General features: G+C 70.1%; 8 protein-coding genes, 1 tRNA gene, 1 rRNA gene and 1 pseudogene. 10 read left to right on the top strand and 1 reads right to left on the bottom strand.

Annotation, left to right across the window (positions count from 1 at the left end; all coding sequences use genetic code 11):
- The 3 genes and pseudogenes from rrf to AB0F13_RS26650 all read left to right on the top strand — a co-directional run.
- Positions 1-91 (top strand): 5S ribosomal RNA (gene rrf / locus AB0F13_RS26660); the annotation flags it as partial.
- Positions 92-274: 183 nt separating this feature from the next.
- A pseudogene (locus AB0F13_RS26655) lies at positions 275-415 on the top strand (DegT/DnrJ/EryC1/StrS aminotransferase); the annotation flags it as partial.
- A 47-nt stretch (positions 416-462) separates the two neighbouring features.
- Positions 463-538: transfer RNA gene (locus AB0F13_RS26650), tRNA-Thr, on the top strand.
- A gap of 44 nt (positions 539-582) precedes the next feature.
- Here AB0F13_RS26650 and AB0F13_RS26645 read toward each other — a convergent pair.
- Positions 583-3,243, bottom strand: a complete 2,661-nt coding sequence (locus tag AB0F13_RS26645) for a SpoIIE family protein phosphatase (RefSeq protein WP_362087350.1) — start codon at positions 3,241-3,243, stop codon at positions 583-585.
- A gap of 212 nt (positions 3,244-3,455) precedes the next feature.
- Here AB0F13_RS26645 and AB0F13_RS26640 point away from each other — a divergent pair, with 212 nt between their 5' ends.
- The 7 genes from AB0F13_RS26640 (at position 3,456) to AB0F13_RS26610 (ending at position 16,536) form a co-directional block, all read left to right on the top strand.
- Positions 3,456-8,948, top strand: a complete 5,493-nt coding sequence (locus AB0F13_RS26640) for a HAMP domain-containing protein (RefSeq protein ID WP_362087347.1) — start codon at positions 3,456-3,458, stop codon at positions 8,946-8,948.
- A gap of 244 nt (positions 8,949-9,192) precedes the next feature.
- Positions 9,193-9,882 (top strand): response regulator, encoded by a 690-nt coding sequence (locus tag AB0F13_RS26635; protein WP_362087344.1) that lies wholly within the window; start codon positions 9,193-9,195, stop codon positions 9,880-9,882.
- Between the two features lie 106 nt (positions 9,883-9,988).
- On the top strand, positions 9,989-12,733 hold the full coding sequence (locus AB0F13_RS26630; protein WP_362087341.1) for a DNA translocase FtsK: 2,745 nt from the start codon (positions 9,989-9,991) through the stop codon (positions 12,731-12,733).
- A 198-nt stretch (positions 12,734-12,931) separates the two neighbouring features.
- Positions 12,932-13,774 carry a RodZ domain-containing protein gene (locus AB0F13_RS26625; RefSeq protein WP_362087338.1) on the top strand — a complete coding sequence of 281 codons (843 nt, stop codon included), beginning with the start codon at positions 12,932-12,934 and terminating at the stop codon, positions 13,772-13,774.
- 127 nt (positions 13,775-13,901) lie between these two features.
- On the top strand, positions 13,902-15,392 hold the full coding sequence (gene rimO, locus AB0F13_RS26620) for a 30S ribosomal protein S12 methylthiotransferase RimO (RefSeq protein ID WP_362087336.1): 1,491 nt from the start codon (positions 13,902-13,904) through the stop codon (positions 15,390-15,392).
- On the top strand, positions 15,389-16,015 hold the full coding sequence (pgsA, locus tag AB0F13_RS26615; RefSeq protein WP_362087333.1) for a CDP-diacylglycerol--glycerol-3-phosphate 3-phosphatidyltransferase: 627 nt from the start codon (positions 15,389-15,391) through the stop codon (positions 16,013-16,015). Before rimO ends, pgsA begins: the two co-directional genes overlap by 4 nt.
- On the top strand, positions 16,012-16,536 hold the full coding sequence (locus tag AB0F13_RS26610; protein ID WP_362087330.1) for a nicotinamide-nucleotide amidohydrolase family protein: 525 nt from the start codon (positions 16,012-16,014) through the stop codon (positions 16,534-16,536). The genes pgsA and AB0F13_RS26610 overlap by 4 nt, the downstream gene beginning before the upstream one ends.
- Positions 16,537-16,551 lie beyond the last annotated feature (15 nt).

Below are 16,551 nucleotides of genomic sequence, written 5' to 3'. Positions count from 1 at the left end.
GCCCGGTTACATTTCGAACCCGGAAGCTAAGCCTTTCAGCGCCGATGGTACTGCAGGGGGGACCCTGTGGGAGAGTAGGACGCCGCCGAACAATTATTCAAAAAAGCTCTGATGTATGGACCTCGGTTCATACATCAGAGCTTTTTTGTTTTCACGATGAACTGTGCGGCGTCATGCCGCGTTAACGTCGCCTGGGCATCATCCGCGCATGGGGACAGCGGAGTTGCTCAAGACGGCAGGAGTGGGAGCATGCGACGAAGTCATCGTGCCCAGGTTGTGGCTGCCCGAGACGGAGCGGGCCGCCGACGAGTGCCTTGCGCTGCCCGTCGGCGCGGGGATGTCGGCGCGTGAGCTGCACCGGCTGGTGTCGGTGTGCAATGCGCTCGGAGGGTTGTTGCCCGCGGCCGCCGCCTGACCGTCAAAAGGACCTACGAGCATCGGGTATGCTTTATCTCGTTGCCGGCCCCAATAGCTCAGTCGGCAGAGCGTCTCCATGGTAAGGAGAAGGTCAACGGTTCGATTCCGTTTTGGGGCTCCATCGAGAAAGGCCCCCGCCATTCGGCGGGGGCCTTTCTCGTTTCCTCAGACGTCCTGATGCTCCGGTACCCGCATGGCGAGAATGGCCATGTCGTCGGACGCGGGCTCCGCGGCGAAACGTTCGACCGCGCGGAGGACGCGTGCGGCGACCGCCCCCGCGGTAAGGCCCGTGCACGTCGCCAGTACATCCGTCAGGCCGTCGTCGCCGAGCATGCGCGCGCCCTCACGGCGTTCGGTGACGCCGTCGGTGACGCACAGGAGCACATCACCCGGGTCCAGCGTGACGGTCTGTTCGAAGAGTTCCAGGTCGTCCATGACGCCCAGCAGCGGCTGCGGATCCGCCGCGGCCTCGACGCTGCCGTCCTGCCGTAGGCGCAGCGGCAGGGGGTGACCGGCGCAGACGACCTTCAGCAGCGCGCTGCCGTCCGGCTGCGGCCACAACTCCCCGTAGAGAAGGGTGAGGAAGCGGCTGCGGGCGCCCTCGTCCAGGATGGCCGCGTTGAGCCGTTCGAGCACCGCGGGACCGCCGAAGCCCTCACGGGCGAGCAGCCGCAGGGCGTGCCGGGCCAGGCCGGTGACGGCCGCCGCTTCCGGGCCCGTACCGCAGACGTCGCCGATGGCGAAACCGTAGGCGCCGTCGCGGATGGGGAAGAGGTCGTAGAAGTCGCCGCCGACCTCGTTGCCTTCCCCGGCGGCGCGGTAGATGACCTCGACCTCCACGCCGGGGACCTCCGGCAGCTCCGGCGGGAGCAGGCTGCGCTGGAGGCTCTGGCTGATGGCGGTGCGCTCGCTGTAGAGGCGGGCGTTGTCCAGGGCCAGGGCGGCACGGCGGGAGAGGTCCTCGGCGAGTTCGAGGATCTCCTGGCGGAAGTGGTCGTCGGTGGGCTTGCCGAGGGTGAGCATGCCGATGACGCGGTTGCGGGCCACCAGCGGCAGGACGACCGTCTCGCCGCCCACGGCCGCCGCCGTGGCCAGCGAGGTGCCGGGGCCGGGAATGCGGCCGGTGGCGTCGGCGAGGCCGAGGCTGCGCAGCGAGGTGCGCAGTGCCGAGGAGTGGGCGGCTTCGGCCGGGGCGGCCCAGACGCGGGCGCCGGGGGTGGGGACCGGCTCGGGCGGGGGGACCTTGGACAGGAGGGCCTTGAGGCCGTCGATGCGGTCCTCGTCCTCGTGCAGGACGTAGGAGAGCTCCGGCTCCGAGCTCTGGTCGGCGATGGTGTAGACGGCGCACCAGGTGGCCAGGGTCGGGACGGTCATCTGCGCCATGAGGGCCAGGGTCTGGTCGCGGTCCAGGGTGCCGGCGAGCAGGTCGGAGGCCTCGACGAGGAAGGAGAGCGACCCGCGGCGCAGCCGTTCCAGCTCGCCGAGGCGGGCGGACTCGACGGCGAGGGCGATGCGGTCGGCGGCGAACTGCAGGCGCAGGGCCTCTTCGTTGCCGTAGCGGCGCGGTGATTCGGCGGCGACGCCCAGCGAGCCGGTGAGGCGGCCCTCGACCTTGAGCGGCACGGTGACGACCGAGCGCATACCGGTGTCGGCGAGGAGCGGCACGGCGCCCGGAACGGCGCTGAGGTCGTCGTGGACGGCCGGCATCCGGGCGGAGCCGTAGCGGCCCGTGCCGGCTTCCACGGGGACGCGGGCGAAGCGCTGGCGGGCGGACGGCAGGCCTGTGGAGGCGCGTACCTCCAGTTCCGTCTCGTCGTCGGTGGCGAGCAGGAGGTAGGCGGAGTCGCCGTCGAGCATGTCGCGGGCCCGCTCGACGGTGCGCTGGAGGAGTCCGTCGAGGTCGTCGGGGGCGGGGGAGCCGATGAAGACCTCGAAGGGGTCGCTCGAGGAGCCGCGCTCGGCGGCGGCCGCGTCGGGTGCCGGGGCGCGCTGGGGGCTCTGCAGGACGGCGCGCTCGTCGTCCCGTACGAGCAGGCAGACCGTCGAGGGCACTCCGGTGTTGTCGCGGACGCGCAGGTGGGAGGCGTAGACGGGGATGATCCGGCCGTTGGCGGCCCTTATGCCGTAGGAGCCCTCCCAGCGGGAGAGGCGCAGGGCCTCGGCGATGCCGGTGGAGGTGCCGGGGGTGTGCGGCCAGGCCGCGAGGTCCGTCAGCGGCTTGCCCATGATCTGGTCGGCGGGGAAGCCGAAGAGTTCGTGGGCGTCCTCGTTCCAGGCGCTGATGCCGCCGGTGCGGTCGATCTGGATGACCGCTACGCGGACGCGGGCGTCGGCCAGCGGCAGGGCCTCGGCGGGCAGGGCCGGGCCGGCGGAGCGGGTGCCTGCGGGGCGGTCGGGCAGGTCCAGGCGGAACCAGACCGTCTTGCGGGTGGCGCTGTACTCGACGCCCCAGCGGCCGGCCAGGGCGGCGCACAGCAGCAGTCCTCGGCCGCCTTCCCGGTCGACGCCGCCGAAGTGGCGGGAGGGGCTCTGCACGGGGAGCTCGCGCTCGGGGTAGCGGTCGGCGACCTCGACGCGTACGCCGCTGTTCATGCGTACGCACAGGACGTCGGCGGCGGTGCCGGCGTGGACGACGGCGTTGGTGACGAGTTCGCTGGTCAGGACGACGGCGTCGTCGATGACGTCGGGGAAGCCCCAGCCCTGGAGGGTGTCCCGGACGAAGGCCCGGGCGGCGGCGACCGAGCGTCCGACCGGCTCGAAGGTGGCGGCAGCCCGCGCGGTGATCACAGGTCTCCTCGTGTACGTCTCGGCGATCTGCTCACACATGTGCAGCGCCCCTCCATTGCCTGGCCGGTTGCCAGGTTACTTACCTCCGCCGTGTGTGCGGATCCCGGTGCACAGGGATTCCACCTTGGGGGTGCCGGTGGACCGTGTGCGATGCTGCCGACTGTTATGGCCTGGTTGGGCCAGGGTGAAACACTGGGAAAGCTTGAAGCGGAAGCCCGACGAGGAATGATCGACCCAGCGGGAGGGACACGGTGGAGTCTGGCGCAGCGGCGCGGGGCGTGAGCACGCGCGCGAAGGGCGGACGGTCCCGGGCCAACGGGACGACCGAGGTGGATACGGCTGCCCTGAACCGGCTGCGGTCGGCTTTGGAGGCGATGCGGGACGGGAACCTGCGCAAGCGGCTGACGGTCTCCGGCGACGGTGTGATGGCCGAGATCGCCGCCGTCTTCAACGAGGTGGCGGACCGCAATCTGCAGCTCACGGGCGAGCTGGCGCGGGTGCGCCGGGTGGTCGGTCGTGAGGGCAAGCTCGCGGAGCGGCTGGAGGTCGGCGCCTGCGAGGGGGCCTGGGCGGCGGCGATCGACGCGTCGAACGCCCTGGTCGACGATCTGGTGCGGCCGGTGTCCGAGGTGGGCCGGGTGCTGTCGGCGGTCGCCGAGGGCGATCTGGAGCAGCGGATGGATCTGCGCTCCCAGGGGGCCGACGGGTCGGCGCACCCGTTGCGCGGTGAGTTCCTCAAGGTCGGGCGTACGGTCAACGGGCTCGTGGACCAGCTGTCGGCGTTCACCGACGAGGTGACGCGGGTGGCGAGCGAGGTGGGTACCGAGGGCAAGCTGGGCGGCCAGGCCCGGGTGCGCGGAATGTCCGGTTCGTGGAAGGACCTCACCGACTCCGTCAACACGATGGCGTCCCGGCTCACCGCTCAAGTGCGTGACATCGCGCTGGTGACGACGGCGGTCGCCAAGGGCGATCTCTCCCGGAAGGTCACCGTCCATGTGGCCGGGGAGATGCTGGAGCTGAAGAACACCGTCAATACGATGGTGGATCAGCTGTCCTCCTTCGCTTCCGAGGTCACGCGCGTGGCCCGTGAGGTGGGTACCGAGGGTGAGCTGGGTGGTCAGGCGCAGGTGCCGGGTGTGGCGGGGGTCTGGAAGGACCTCACCGATTCGGTCAACCTGATGGCGGGCAATCTCACGGCCCAGGTGCGTGGGATCGCGCAGGTCACGACGGCTGTCGCGAACGGCGACCTGTCGCAGAAGGTCACGGTGAGCGCGCGGGGCGAGGTGGCGCAGCTGGCCGAGACGGTCAACCAGATGACCGAGACGCTGCGTACGTTCGCGGACGAGGTCACGCGGGTCGCCAGTGAGGTCGGCGCCGAGGGGCGGCTGAGCGGTCAGGCGCAGGTGCCGGGTGCGGCGGGTACGTGGAAGGACCTCACCGATTCGGTGAATACGGCCTTCCGGAACCTGACGGGCCAGGTGCGGGACATCGCGCTGGTGACCACGGCGGTCGCCAACGGTGATCTGGGCCTGAAGGTCACGGTCGACGCGGCCGGGGAGATGCTGGAGCTGAAGAACACCGTCAACGGGATGGTGGACCAGCTGCAGTTCTTCGGTGCCGAGGTCACGCGGGTCGCGCGGGAGATCGGAGTCGAGGGTGAACTCGGCGGTCAGGCGCAGGTGCCGGGGGCGGCGGGTACGTGGAAGGACCTCACCGATTCGGTGAATACGGCCTTCCGGAACCTGACCGGCCAGGTGCGCAACATCGCGCAGGTGACCACGGCCGTCGCCAACGGCGACCTCTCGCAGAAGGTCACCGTCGATGTGTCCGGTGAGATGCTGCAGTTGAAGAACACCGTGAACACGATGGTGGACCAGCTCTCGTCCTTCGCCGACCAGGTCACGCGGATGGCCCGGGACGTCGGTACGGAAGGACGGCTCGGCGGCCAGGCCCGGGTGGACGGCGTCAGCGGCACCTGGAAGGAGCTGACCGACTCCGTCAACTTCATGGCGGGCAACCTCACTTCGCAGGTGCGGCAGATCGCCCAGGTGACCACGGCGGTGGCGCGTGGCGACCTTTCGCAGAAGATCGATGTGGATGCCCGGGGCGAGATCCTGGAGCTGAAGAACACCATCAACACGATGGTCGACCAGCTGTCCGCCTTCGCCGAGCAGGTGACCCGCGTCGCCCGGGAGGTGGGTACGGACGGCCGGCTCGGCGGTCAGGCGCAGGTGCCGGGTGTGGCGGGTGTGTGGCGTGATCTCACCGACTCGGTCAACGGCATGGCCGGCAACCTGACCACGCAGGTCCGTAACATCGCGCAGGTCGCCACGGCGGTGGCGCGCGGTGATCTGTCGCAGAAGATCGATGTGGATGCCCGGGGCGAGATCCTGGAGCTGAAGAACACCCTCAACACGATGGTGGACCAGCTCTCCTCCTTCGCCGACCAGGTCACGCGGGTGGCCCGCGAGGTGGGTACCGAGGGCATTCTGGGCGGTCAGGCGGAGGTGCAGGGTGTCTCGGGCACCTGGAAGGACCTCACGCAGTCGGTCAACTTCATGGCCAACAACCTGACCTCGCAGGTGCGCAACATCGCCGAGGTGACCACGGCGGTTGCCAAGGGCGACCTCTCCAAGAAGATCACCGTCGATGCCAAGGGCGAGATCCTCGAGCTGGTCACCACAGTGAACACGATGGTGGACCAGCTGTCGGACTTCGCCGAGCAGGTCACGCGGGTGGCCCGTGAGGTGGGTACCGAGGGTCAGCTGGGTGGTCAGGCGCGGGTGCGGGACGTCACCGGCATCTGGAAGGACCTCAGCGACAACGTCAACCTGATGGCGAACAACCTGACCAGCCAGGTCCGTAACATCTCGCAGGTGGCGACGGCGGTCGCCAACGGCGATCTGACCAAGAAGGTCACCGTCGAGGCGCGCGGTGAGGTCGCGCAGCTGGCCGACACCGTCAACATCATGGTGACGACGCTGTCGTCGTTCGCGGACGAGGTCACGCGGGTGGCCCGTGAGGTGGGTACCGACGGCATCCTCGGCGGCCAGGCGCGGGTGCCGGGTGTCAGCGGTACGTGGAAGGACCTCACCGAGTCGGTGAACTCGATGGCGTCCAACCTCACCGGGCAGGTGCGCAACATTGCGATGGTGACCACCGCCATCGCGCAGGGCGATCTGACCAAGAAGATCGACATCGACGCGCGCGGTGAGATCCTCCAGCTGAAGACGACCATCAACACGATGGTGGACCAGCTGTCGTCCTTCGCCGACCAGGTGACCCGGGTGGCCCGCGAGGTGGGCACCGAGGGCCAGCTCGGGGGGCAGGCGCGGGTGCGCGACGTGGACGGCACATGGCGGGATCTGACCGAGTCCGTCAACGAGATGGCGGGCAACCTGACCCGGCAGGTGCGGGCCATCGCGGAGGTGGCCACCGCGGTGACCCGCGGCGACCTCAACCTCAAGATCGATGTCGATGCGGCGGGCGAGATCCTGGAGCTCCAGGACAACATCAACACGATGATCGCCAACCTCCGTGAGACCACCCTGGCCAACAAGGAGCAGGACTGGCTCAAGGGCAACCTCGCCCGGATCTCCGGCCTGATGCAGGGCCGTCGCGATCTGGAGGACGTCGCGGGGCTCATCATGAGCGAGCTGACGCCCGTGGTCTCCGCCCAGCACGGCGCCTTCTTCCTGGCGATGCAGACGGGCCCGCAGGAGGCGGAGCTCGACGACGAGGCGTACGAGCTGCTGATGCTCGGCTCCTACGGCTACTCGATGGGCTCGATGCCCACGTCCTTCCGGCCGGGCGAGTCGCTCATCGGCACGGCGGCGAAGGAGAAGCGCACCATCCTGGTGGAGAACGTGCCGCCGGGCTATCTGAAGATCGCCTCCGGGCTGGGCGAGGCGCCGCCCGCCCACGTCATCGTGCTGCCGGTGCTCTTCGAGGGCCAGATCCTCGGTGTGATCGAGCTGGCCTCCTTCCAGCCGTTCGCGCAGATCCAGAAGGACTTCCTCAGCCAGATCGCCGAGATGATCGGCACCAGCGTCAACACCATCAGTGTCAACACCAAGACGGAGAAGCTGCTCAAGCAGTCGCAGGAGCTGACCGAGCAGCTGCGCGAGCGCTCGGCGGAGCTGGAGAACCGGCAGAAGGCGCTGGAGATCTCCAACGCCGAGCTGGAGGAGAAGTCCGACCGGCTGGCCCGGCAGAACCGCGACATCGAGGTCAAGAACACCGAGATCGAAGAGGCCCGGCAGGTGCTCGAGGAGCGGGCCGAGCAGCTCGCGGTCTCGATGCGCTACAAGTCCGAGTTCCTGGCCAACATGTCGCACGAGCTGCGCACCCCGCTCAACTCGCTGCTGATCCTGGCCAAGCTGCTCGCCGACAACGCGGAGGGCAATCTCTCCCCGAAGCAGGTGGAGTTCGCCGAGACCATCCACGGCGCAGGCTCGGACCTGCTGCAGTTGATCAACGACATCCTGGACCTGTCGAAGGTCGAGGCGGGCAAGATGGACGTCAGCCCGACGCGGATCGCGCTGGTCCAGCTCGTCGACTACGTGGAAGCCACCTTCCGGCCGCTGACGGCGGAGAAGGGCCTGGACTTCTCGGTGCGGGTCTCGCCGGAGCTGCCTGCCACGCTGCACACCGACGAGCAGCGGCTGCTGCAGGTGCTGCGCAACCTGCTCTCGAACGCGGTGAAGTTCACGGACACGGGTGCGGTCGAGCTCGTCATCCGGCCGGCCGGCCCGGATGTGCCGGACAGCATCCGCGAGCAGTTGCTGGAGGCGGGCTCGCTGCGCGACGCCGACGCCGAGATGATCGCCTTCTCCGTCACGGACACCGGCATCGGCATCGCGCAGAGCAAGATGCGGGTCATCTTCGAGGCGTTCAAGCAGGCGGACGGCACGACCAGCCGCAAGTACGGCGGTACGGGCCTGGGGCTGTCCATCAGCCGGGAGATCGCCCGGCTGCTGGGCGGTGAGATCCACGCCGCCAGCGAGCCGGGCCGGGGTTCGACCTTCACGCTCTACCTGCCGCTCAGCCCGGGCGAGCTGCCGCCGCACGGCTATCCGCAGCTGGAGGGGGACGGCACTGCCGACCGCACCCCGCTGCGGGCGTCCGGCGACGGGCGGACGGAGGGCGACGTCTCGCCCGCGCGCCAGGCCGCCGGGCTCTTCCTGCGCCGCCGCCGGGCCGCCCAGGCGGCCGGGCAGATGGCTGCTCTGGCCCAGGCCGGGCATGGGGAGTCGGCGGTGGCCGGCGCGCGGGGGCGCGGGGGCGATGCCGGGCAGCCGGAGCCGTGGCTGAGCGATGCGCACCGGCATGCGGGGGAGGCGGCGCACAGCGGCTTCAAGGGCAACTTCCAGGGCGAGAAGGTGCTGATCGTCGACGACGACATCCGCAACGTCTTCGCCCTCACCAGCGTGCTGGAGCAGCACGGCCTGTCGGTGCTCTACGCGGAGAACGGGCGCGAGGGGATCGAGGTGCTGGAGCAGCACGACGACGTCGTGGTGGTCCTGATGGACATCATGATGCCGGAGATGGACGGTTACGCCACGACGGCGGCGATCCGCAGGATGCCGCAGTTCGCGGGGCTGCCCATCATCGCGCTGACGGCGAAGGCGATGAAGGGCGACCGGGAGAAGAGCATCGACGCCGGAGCATCCGACTATGTCACCAAACCAGTCGATACAGATCATCTTCTGACGGTGATGGAGCAGTGGATGCGCGCAGAGTGACGGAATCTCGTTCACTATTTGACGGTCTGCTGACTGAGTGTGGCCGAGGACGTGTGGGAGCGCGGTATTCGGGGAACCTTCTGGTCCCCCACCGCGTTTCTGCTACGTGCACAGTGACATCGCGGTGACAGGGTGTGGCGACAGGCGGGGTGCGGCTACCATGACCGGCACAAGGACGGGCGGCGCATGGGAGTCGTCCCCTGGGGCGGCGCCCGGTGCACTGCCGGGGCGAGGAGGACGGGCCATGGTGCAGAAGGCCAAGATCCTCCTGGTCGATGACCGGCCGGAAAATCTGCTGGCGCTCGAGGCGATCCTCTCGGCGCTCGATCAGACACTGGTACGGGCATCGTCAGGGGAGGAAGCGCTCAAGGCGCTGCTGACGGACGACTTCGCGGTGATCCTGCTGGACGTTCAGATGCCCGGCATGGACGGCTTCGAGACCGCCGCGCACATCAAGAGGCGGGAGCGGACCCGGGACATCCCGATCATCTTCCTCACCGCCATCAACCACGGTCCGCACCACACCTTCCGCGGCTACGCGGCGGGCGCGGTCGACTACATCTCCAAGCCCTTCGACCCCTGGGTGCTGCGCGCCAAGGTCTCGGTCTTCGTCGAGCTGTACATGAAGAACTGCCAGCTGCGCGAGCAGGCGGCCCTGTTGCGGCTGCAGCTGGAGAGCGGCGGCCAGTCCGGCCGGAGCGGGGTGGTCGAGCCGCAGGAGCCCGCCGGGCTGCTCGCCGAGCTCTCCGCGCGGCTCGCGGCCGTCGAGGAGCAGGCCGAGGCGCTCTCCAAGCAGCTCGACGAGTCCGCCGACGCCGCGGCGGTCGCCACCGCCGCCCATCTGGAGCGCAAGCTCACCGGTCTGCGGCGCGCGCTGGACGCGCTGGAGCCGGGCGCGGGCAGTGGCGCGAGCCCGCTTCCCTCCCCGGGCTGACCGCTCTTGACGCCGCGTCACCGGCTTCACCACGGCACCGCGACACGAATGGGTGAACGCCTGGCCGCAGGTGTACCGCACGTCCGACAACGGTAATCTCGGCACCATGGCCTCACGTACGTCCGGCAAGGGTTCCCAGAGCACGGCGGGCAACTCCCAGCAGCGCGCCGGACGCCCGGGGGGCGCCGCCAGGAAAGCCCCCGCCAAGGCGCCCGCCAAGAAGCCGTCCCCCAAGCCCGCGGGCCGCGCGCCCGCGCGCAAGGCGCCCGCCAGGAAGGCCCCGGCCAAGGCGGCACCCAAGCGCGCACCCGGCGGGGCCCGCCGCGTCGGCCGCGGCCTGGCGCACGGCGCCGGCAGCCTCTTCCGCGGCGTCGGGCGCGGCGCGAAGGGCCTGGACCCGGCGCACCGCAAGGACGGCCTCGCCCTGCTGCTCCTCGGCCTGGCCCTCGTCGTCGCCGCCGGCACCTGGTCGAACCTCGACGGTCCCGTGGGCGACCTCATCCGGATGCTCGTCACCGGCTCCTTCGGCCGCCTCGACCTGGTCGTACCGATACTTCTCGCCGTCATCGCGGTCCGCCTGTTCCGCCACCCCGAGCGGCCGGAGGCCAACGGACGGATCGTCATCGGCCTGTCGGCGCTGGTCATCGGGGTCCTCGGGCAGGTCCACGTGGCCTGCGGTTCGCCCGGCCGCGGCGACGGCTCGCAGGCGCTGCAGGACGCCGGGGGGCTGATCGGCTGGGCGGCCTCCAAGCCCCTGCTCTTCACGGTCGGCGAGGTCCTGGCCGTACCGCTGCTGCTCCTGCTCACGATCTTCGGCCTTCTGGTGGTGACCGCGACCCCGGTCAACGCCATCCCCCGGCGGCTGCGGCAGCTGGGGATCCGGCTCGGCGTCATCGAGCCGCACCCCGACGAGTACGGGCCGGAGGACGCCGAGGGCTACGCCGGGTACGGCGAGGAGTGGCGTGCGGGCCCGGCCGCCCGGCGGCCGCGCCGGAGCGCCGCCGCCGGGGACCCCGGCCGCGCCGAGGAGGAGGCGCTGGACAGGCGCCGCGCACCCCGGCGCAAGCCCGTGGAACCCCCGGCGGGCCGGGAGCCGGACGCGGTGGACCTCGCCGCGGCCGCCGCGGCCTCCCTCGACGGCGCCGTCCTGCACGGCATTCCGCCCACCCCGCTCGTCGCCGACCTCAGCAGCGGTGTGACGACGGAGAACGGCCGGGCGGGCGGCGCCGTGCCCACCGCCCGCGCCGGGCGCAAGGCCGCGGCCGCGGAGGAGGGCGCCGGCCGCGGTGCCGGTGTGGTGCCGGACCTGACCAGACCCGCCCCCGAACCGGCCGGGGCCCTCCCCGCGCGGGCGGAGCAGCTGCAGCTCGCGGGGGACATCACCTACTCGCTGCCCTCGCTGGACCTGCTGGAGCGCGGTGGTCCGGGCAAGACCCGCAGCGCCGCGAACGATGCCATAGTGGCCTCGCTGACCAACGTCTTCGCCGAATTCAAGGTCGACGCCGCCGTCACCGGCTTCACCCGCGGCCCGACGGTCACCCGGTACGAGATCGAGCTGGGTCCGGCCGTCAAGGTCGAGCGGATCACCGCGCTCACCAAGAACATCGCCTATGCCGTCGCCAGCCCGGACGTCCGCATCATCAGCCCCATCCCGGGCAAGTCCGCCGTCGGCATCGAGATCCCCAACAGCGACCGCGAGATGGTCAACCTCGGTGACGTGCTGCGGCTGGCGGACGCCGCCGGAGACGATCACCCCATGCTCGTCGCGCTCGGCAAGAACGTCGAGGGCGGCTACGAGATGGCCAACCTCGCGAAGATGCCGCACGTCCTGGTGGCCGGCGCCACCGGCTCCGGAAAGTCGTCCTGCATCAACTGCCTGATCACTTCGATCATGGTCCGGGCCACGCCCGAGGACGTGCGGATGGTGCTGGTCGACCCCAAGCGCGTCGAGCTGACCGCCTACGAGGGCATCCCGCACCTGATCACACCGATCATCACCAACCCCAAGCGGGCCGCCGAGGCCCTGCAGTGGGTGGTGCGCGAGATGGACCTGCGCTACGACGACCTGGCCGCCTACGGCTTCCGGCACATCGACGACTTCAACGCCGCCGTGCGCGCCGGGAAGGTCAAGCCGCCGGAGGGCAGCGGGCGGGAGCTGTCGCCGTACCCGTACCTGCTGGTCATCGTGGACGAGCTCGCCGACCTGATGATGGTGGCGCCGCGTGACGTCGAGGACTCGATCGTCCGGATCACCCAGCTCGCCCGCGCCGCCGGCATCCACCTGGTGCTGGCCACCCAGCGGCCGTCCGTCGACGTCGTCACCGGCCTCATCAAGGCGAACGTCCCCTCCCGGCTCGCCTTCGCCACTTCCTCGCTCGCCGACAGCCGGGTCATCCTCGACCAGCCCGGTGCCGAGAAGCTCATCGGCAAGGGCGACGGCCTCTTCCTGCCGATGGGGGCCAACAAGCCCATCCGCATGCAGGGCGCATTCGTGACGGAGGCAGAGGTCGCGGCCGTCGTCAAGCACTGCAAGGACCAGATGGCACCGGTCTTCCGCGACGACGTCACGGTCGGCACGGCGAAGAAGAAGGAGATCGACGAGGAGATCGGGGACGATCTGGACCTGCTGTGCCAGGCGGCCGAGCTGGTCGTCTCCACCCAGTTCGGCTCGACCTCGATGCTGCAACGAAAATTGCGTGTGGGATTCGCCAAGGCGGGCAGGCTCATGGACCTGATGGAGTCGCGCGGCGTCGTGGGGCCCAGCGAGGGTTCCAAGGCCCGCGACGTGCTGGTCAAGCCCGACGAGCTGGACGGTGTCCTCGCGATCATCCGCGGGGAGGACCAGCCGTAGCAGCTGGAAAGATCCCTGACCGACCGTTTCTCTCGGGCCCGAGCAGAGTTGAGCGAGGGGGGAGGGGCGATGTGCCGCTGGCGTTACCACTGAGCATTCTGATGGCCTACAAAGTCCGGCTTCCCGCTTGCCCGACCGTTTCGCATCCCCCCTAGACTGAATCTCCAGCAGGTGGCTGCACGCTCGAAAGGCGCCCACGTGTCCATCGGCAACTCATCAGAGTCATCAGAGCCCGAGCCAGAGCCAGAGTCGGAGGATGACCGGCCCTCCGTCGGACGATCCCTTCAGCAGGCCCGAATCAACGCCGGACTGACCGTGGAAGAAGTCAGTTCGGCCACCCGCGTACGCATCCCGATCATCCACACGATCGAACAGGACGATTTCACCCGCTGCGGCGGACGCGTCTATGCCCGGGGGCACATCCGCACACTGGCGCTCGCCGTCGGCGTCGACCCGGCCCCGCTCGTCTCGCAGTACGACGCCGAGCACGGCGGACGGCCCGCACCTACTCCGGCTGCCCCGCTCTTCGACGCCGAGCGCATCCGGCCCGAGCCCCGGCGGCCCAACTGGACGGCCGCGATGGTCGCGGCGATCGTCGCCGTCGTCGGCTTCGTCGGTTTCACGCTCTTCAACGGCGGCGGGTCGCAGAGCGGGCCGGTCTCGGCCGATCCCGTCACCAGCAAGCCGTCCGCGGCGGCACCGGGCAAGGCCGGATCCGGAAAGGCGTCCTCCGACCCCAAGGCGGAGGCATCGGCCAGCGCCATCGCCGGCGTCCCGGCCAACAAGGTCACCGTCAAGCTCACCGCCGACAACGGCCAGACCTGGATGTCCGCCAAGGACCACAACGGCAAGCTGATGGAGGAGGGCGTGCTCAAGCAGGGCGCTTCCAAGACCTTCACCGACAGCAAGCGCATCGACCTGGTACTGGGCAACGCCGGGGCCGTACAACTGTTCGTGAACGGCAAAGAGGTCAAGAACCTGGGCGACGACGGCCAGGTCCAGCGCCTGACCTACACCAGGGGAGACCCTTCGGCGGGCTGACCAGCGCCGGAACCTCCAGAACACGGGCGCGCGAGCGGGTCCGGAGAGCCGCCGGGTGATCAGGCTCTCCGCACCTGCCGGCCACTCGGCAACGGATGCGGTGCCGGGACAAAGTAGGCTGAGCCCTATGCCCGAACGCCGTACCGTCGCTCTTGTCACACTTGGCTGCGCCCGTAACGAGGTGGACTCGGAGGAGCTGGCAGGCCGCTTGGCGGCGGATGGCTGGGACCTCGTCGAGGACGCCGCCGACGCCGATGTGGCCGTCGTCAACACCTGTGGTTTCGTCGAGGCCGCCAAGAAGGACTCCGTCGATGCCCTCCTCGAGGCCAACGACCTCAAGGACCAGGGCCGGACCCAGGCCGTCGTAGCCGTGGGCTGCATGGCCGAGAGATACGGCAAGGAGCTCGCCGAGGCGCTGCCCGAAGCCGACGGCGTCCTCGGCTTCGACGACTACGCCGACATCTCCGACCGGCTCCAGACCATTCTCTCCGGCGGCGTCCACGCCTCCCACACCCCGCGTGACCGGCGCAAGCTGCTGCCGATCAGCCCCGCCGAGCGTCAGCAGGCGTCCGACGTGGCCCTTCCGGGGCACGCCCAGGACACCCCGCCCGCTGACCTGCCGGAGGGCGTGGCGCCTGCTTCCGGGCCGCGGGCCCCGCTGCGCCGCAGGCTCGGGTCCAGCCCCGTCGCCTCCGTGAAGCTCGCCTCCGGCTGCGACCGGCGCTGCTCCTTCTGTGCCATTCCCTCGTTCCGGGGATCCTTCATCTCCCGCCGCCCCTCCGACGTGCTGGGCGAGACGCGCTGGCTGGCCGAGCAGGGCGTCAAGGAGGTCATGCTGGTCTCCGAGAACAACACCTCGTACGGCAAGGACCTCGGCGACATCCGCCTGCTGGAGACGCTGCTGCCCGAGCTGGCGGCCGTCCCGGGCCTGGAGCGGATCCGGGTCAGTTACCTGCAGCCGGCCGAGATGCGGCCCGGCCTGATCGACGTGCTGACCTCGACGGACAAGGTCGTGCCCTACTTCGACCTCTCCTTCCAGCACTCGGCGCCCGGCGTGCTGCGCGCGATGCGCCGCTTCGGCGACACCGACCGCTTCCTGGAGCTCCTGGACGCCATCCGCGCCAAGGCGCCGCAGGCGGGTGCCCGCTCCAACTTCATCGTCGGCTTCCCCGGCGAGACGGAGGAGGACGTCGCCGAGCTGGAGCGCTTCCTGACCGGGGCCCGCCTCGACGCCATCGGCGTCTTCGGCTACTCCGACGAGGACGGCACCGAGGCGGCCACGTACGAGAACAAGCTCGCCCCCGACGTCGTCGCCGAGCGGCTGGCCCGCGTCTCGCGGCTGGCCGAGGAGCTCACCGCGCAGCGCGCGGAGGAGCGCATCGGTGAGACGATCGACGTACTGGTCGACCGCGTCGACGACGAGGACGGCGTGATCGGCCGCGCGGCGCACCAGGCGCCCGAGACCGACGGCCAGGTGCGGCTCACCTGGTCCGATGGCGTGGAAGCGCCCGCACCCGGCCGTACGGTCGTGGCGAAGGTGGTGGCGAGCGAGGGTGTCGACCTCGTCGCCGAACCGCTCGGAATCGAGGGCGGGTGTACCGAGGAGGCGGGCAGATGAGCGGACTCCCGGCCTCCGCCGCAGGAGGTCCGGCTCCGGCGACGGGCGTGCGTCCGGCCCGGTTGTGGAACATCGCCAACATCCTCACCATGGTGCGACTGCTCCTGGTGCCCGGGTTTGTCTTGTTGATGCTTCACAACGGCGGCTACGACCCGGCTTGGCGCTCCTTCGCCTGGGCCGCGTTCGCCGTAGCCATGATCACCGACCTGTTCGACGGCCACCTGGCGCGGGCGTACAACTTGGTCACCGACTTCGGCAAGATCGCCGACCCGATCGCGGACAAGGCGATCATGGGCGCGGCGCTGATCTGCCTCTCCGTCCTCGATGACCTGCCGTGGTGGGTGACGGGCGTGATCCTCTTCCGCGAGATCGGCATCACGCTGATGCGGTTCTGGGTCATCAGGCACGGCGTCATCCCGGCCTCCCGCGGCGGGAAGATGAAGACGCTCGCGCAGGGCGTCGGCGTAGGGATGTACATCCTGGCGCTGACCGGGCCGTTGGCCACCTTGCGCTTCTGGGTGATGGCGCTCGCCGTCGCGTTGACCGTCTTCACCGGCCTCGACTACATCAAGCAGGCCGTGCAGATGCGCCGGGCGGGACGGTCCCGGGAGTCCGTGCGATGAGCACGGTGGGGGGTGGCGGCGCCGGGGAGGTGCTGGCGGCGCTGCTGGAGCGGGGGCAGACGGTGGCCGCCGCCGAGTCGCTCACGGGCGGCCTGGTCACGGCCGCGCTGACGGAGGCCGCCGGGGCTTCCCGCAGTGTGCGCGGCTCGGTCACGGCCTACGCCACCGAAGTCAAGCGCGACGTGCTGGGTGTGGACGGGCCGCTGCTCGATGCGCGAGGCGCCGTCGACGCGGAGGTCGCCCTTCAGATGGCGCGGGGTGTACGCACCCTGCTGGCCGCCGACTGGGGGATCGCCACGACCGGGGTGGCCGGACCCGACGAGCAGGACGGCCAGGCCGTCGGCACCGTCTTCGTCGCCGTCGCGGGTCCGCGGGGCGCGGGGTCCGTACAGCAGCTCTCCCTGGACGGCAACCGGGCGGTCATCCGGGCCGGGAGCGTACGGGCGGTCCTCGCGCTGCTTGTGCGCGAACTGACGGGGAACGCGAGGGCAAAGGATACGGAACACAACGGGGGGAATTGATGTTTGCAGCCCTGA

The organism is Streptomyces sp. NPDC026206 (assembly GCF_040638465.1).
GTDB lineage: Bacteria > Actinomycetota > Actinomycetes > Streptomycetales > Streptomycetaceae > Streptomyces.
The sequence above is the reverse complement of the archived record's forward strand: the minus strand, read 5'-3'. Positions and strand labels throughout refer to the sequence as shown.

Bases quoted from the DNA above. Each gene is read 5' to 3' on its own strand.
- rimO (WP_362087336.1), top strand. From the start codon at position 13,902: ATGCCCGAACGCCGTACCGTCGCTCTTGTCACACTTGGCTGCGCCCGT.
- AB0F13_RS26630 (WP_362087341.1), top strand. From the start codon at position 9,989: ATGGCCTCACGTACGTCCGGCAAGGGTTCCCAGAGCACGGCGGGCAAC.
- AB0F13_RS26645 (WP_362087350.1), bottom strand. From the start codon at position 3,243: ATGTGTGAGCAGATCGCCGAGACGTACACGAGGAGACCTGTGATCACC.
- AB0F13_RS26635 (WP_362087344.1), top strand. From the start codon at position 9,193: ATGGTGCAGAAGGCCAAGATCCTCCTGGTCGATGACCGGCCGGAAAAT.
- pgsA (WP_362087333.1), top strand. From the start codon at position 15,389: ATGAGCGGACTCCCGGCCTCCGCCGCAGGAGGTCCGGCTCCGGCGACG.
- AB0F13_RS26610 (WP_362087330.1), top strand. From the start codon at position 16,012: ATGAGCACGGTGGGGGGTGGCGGCGCCGGGGAGGTGCTGGCGGCGCTG.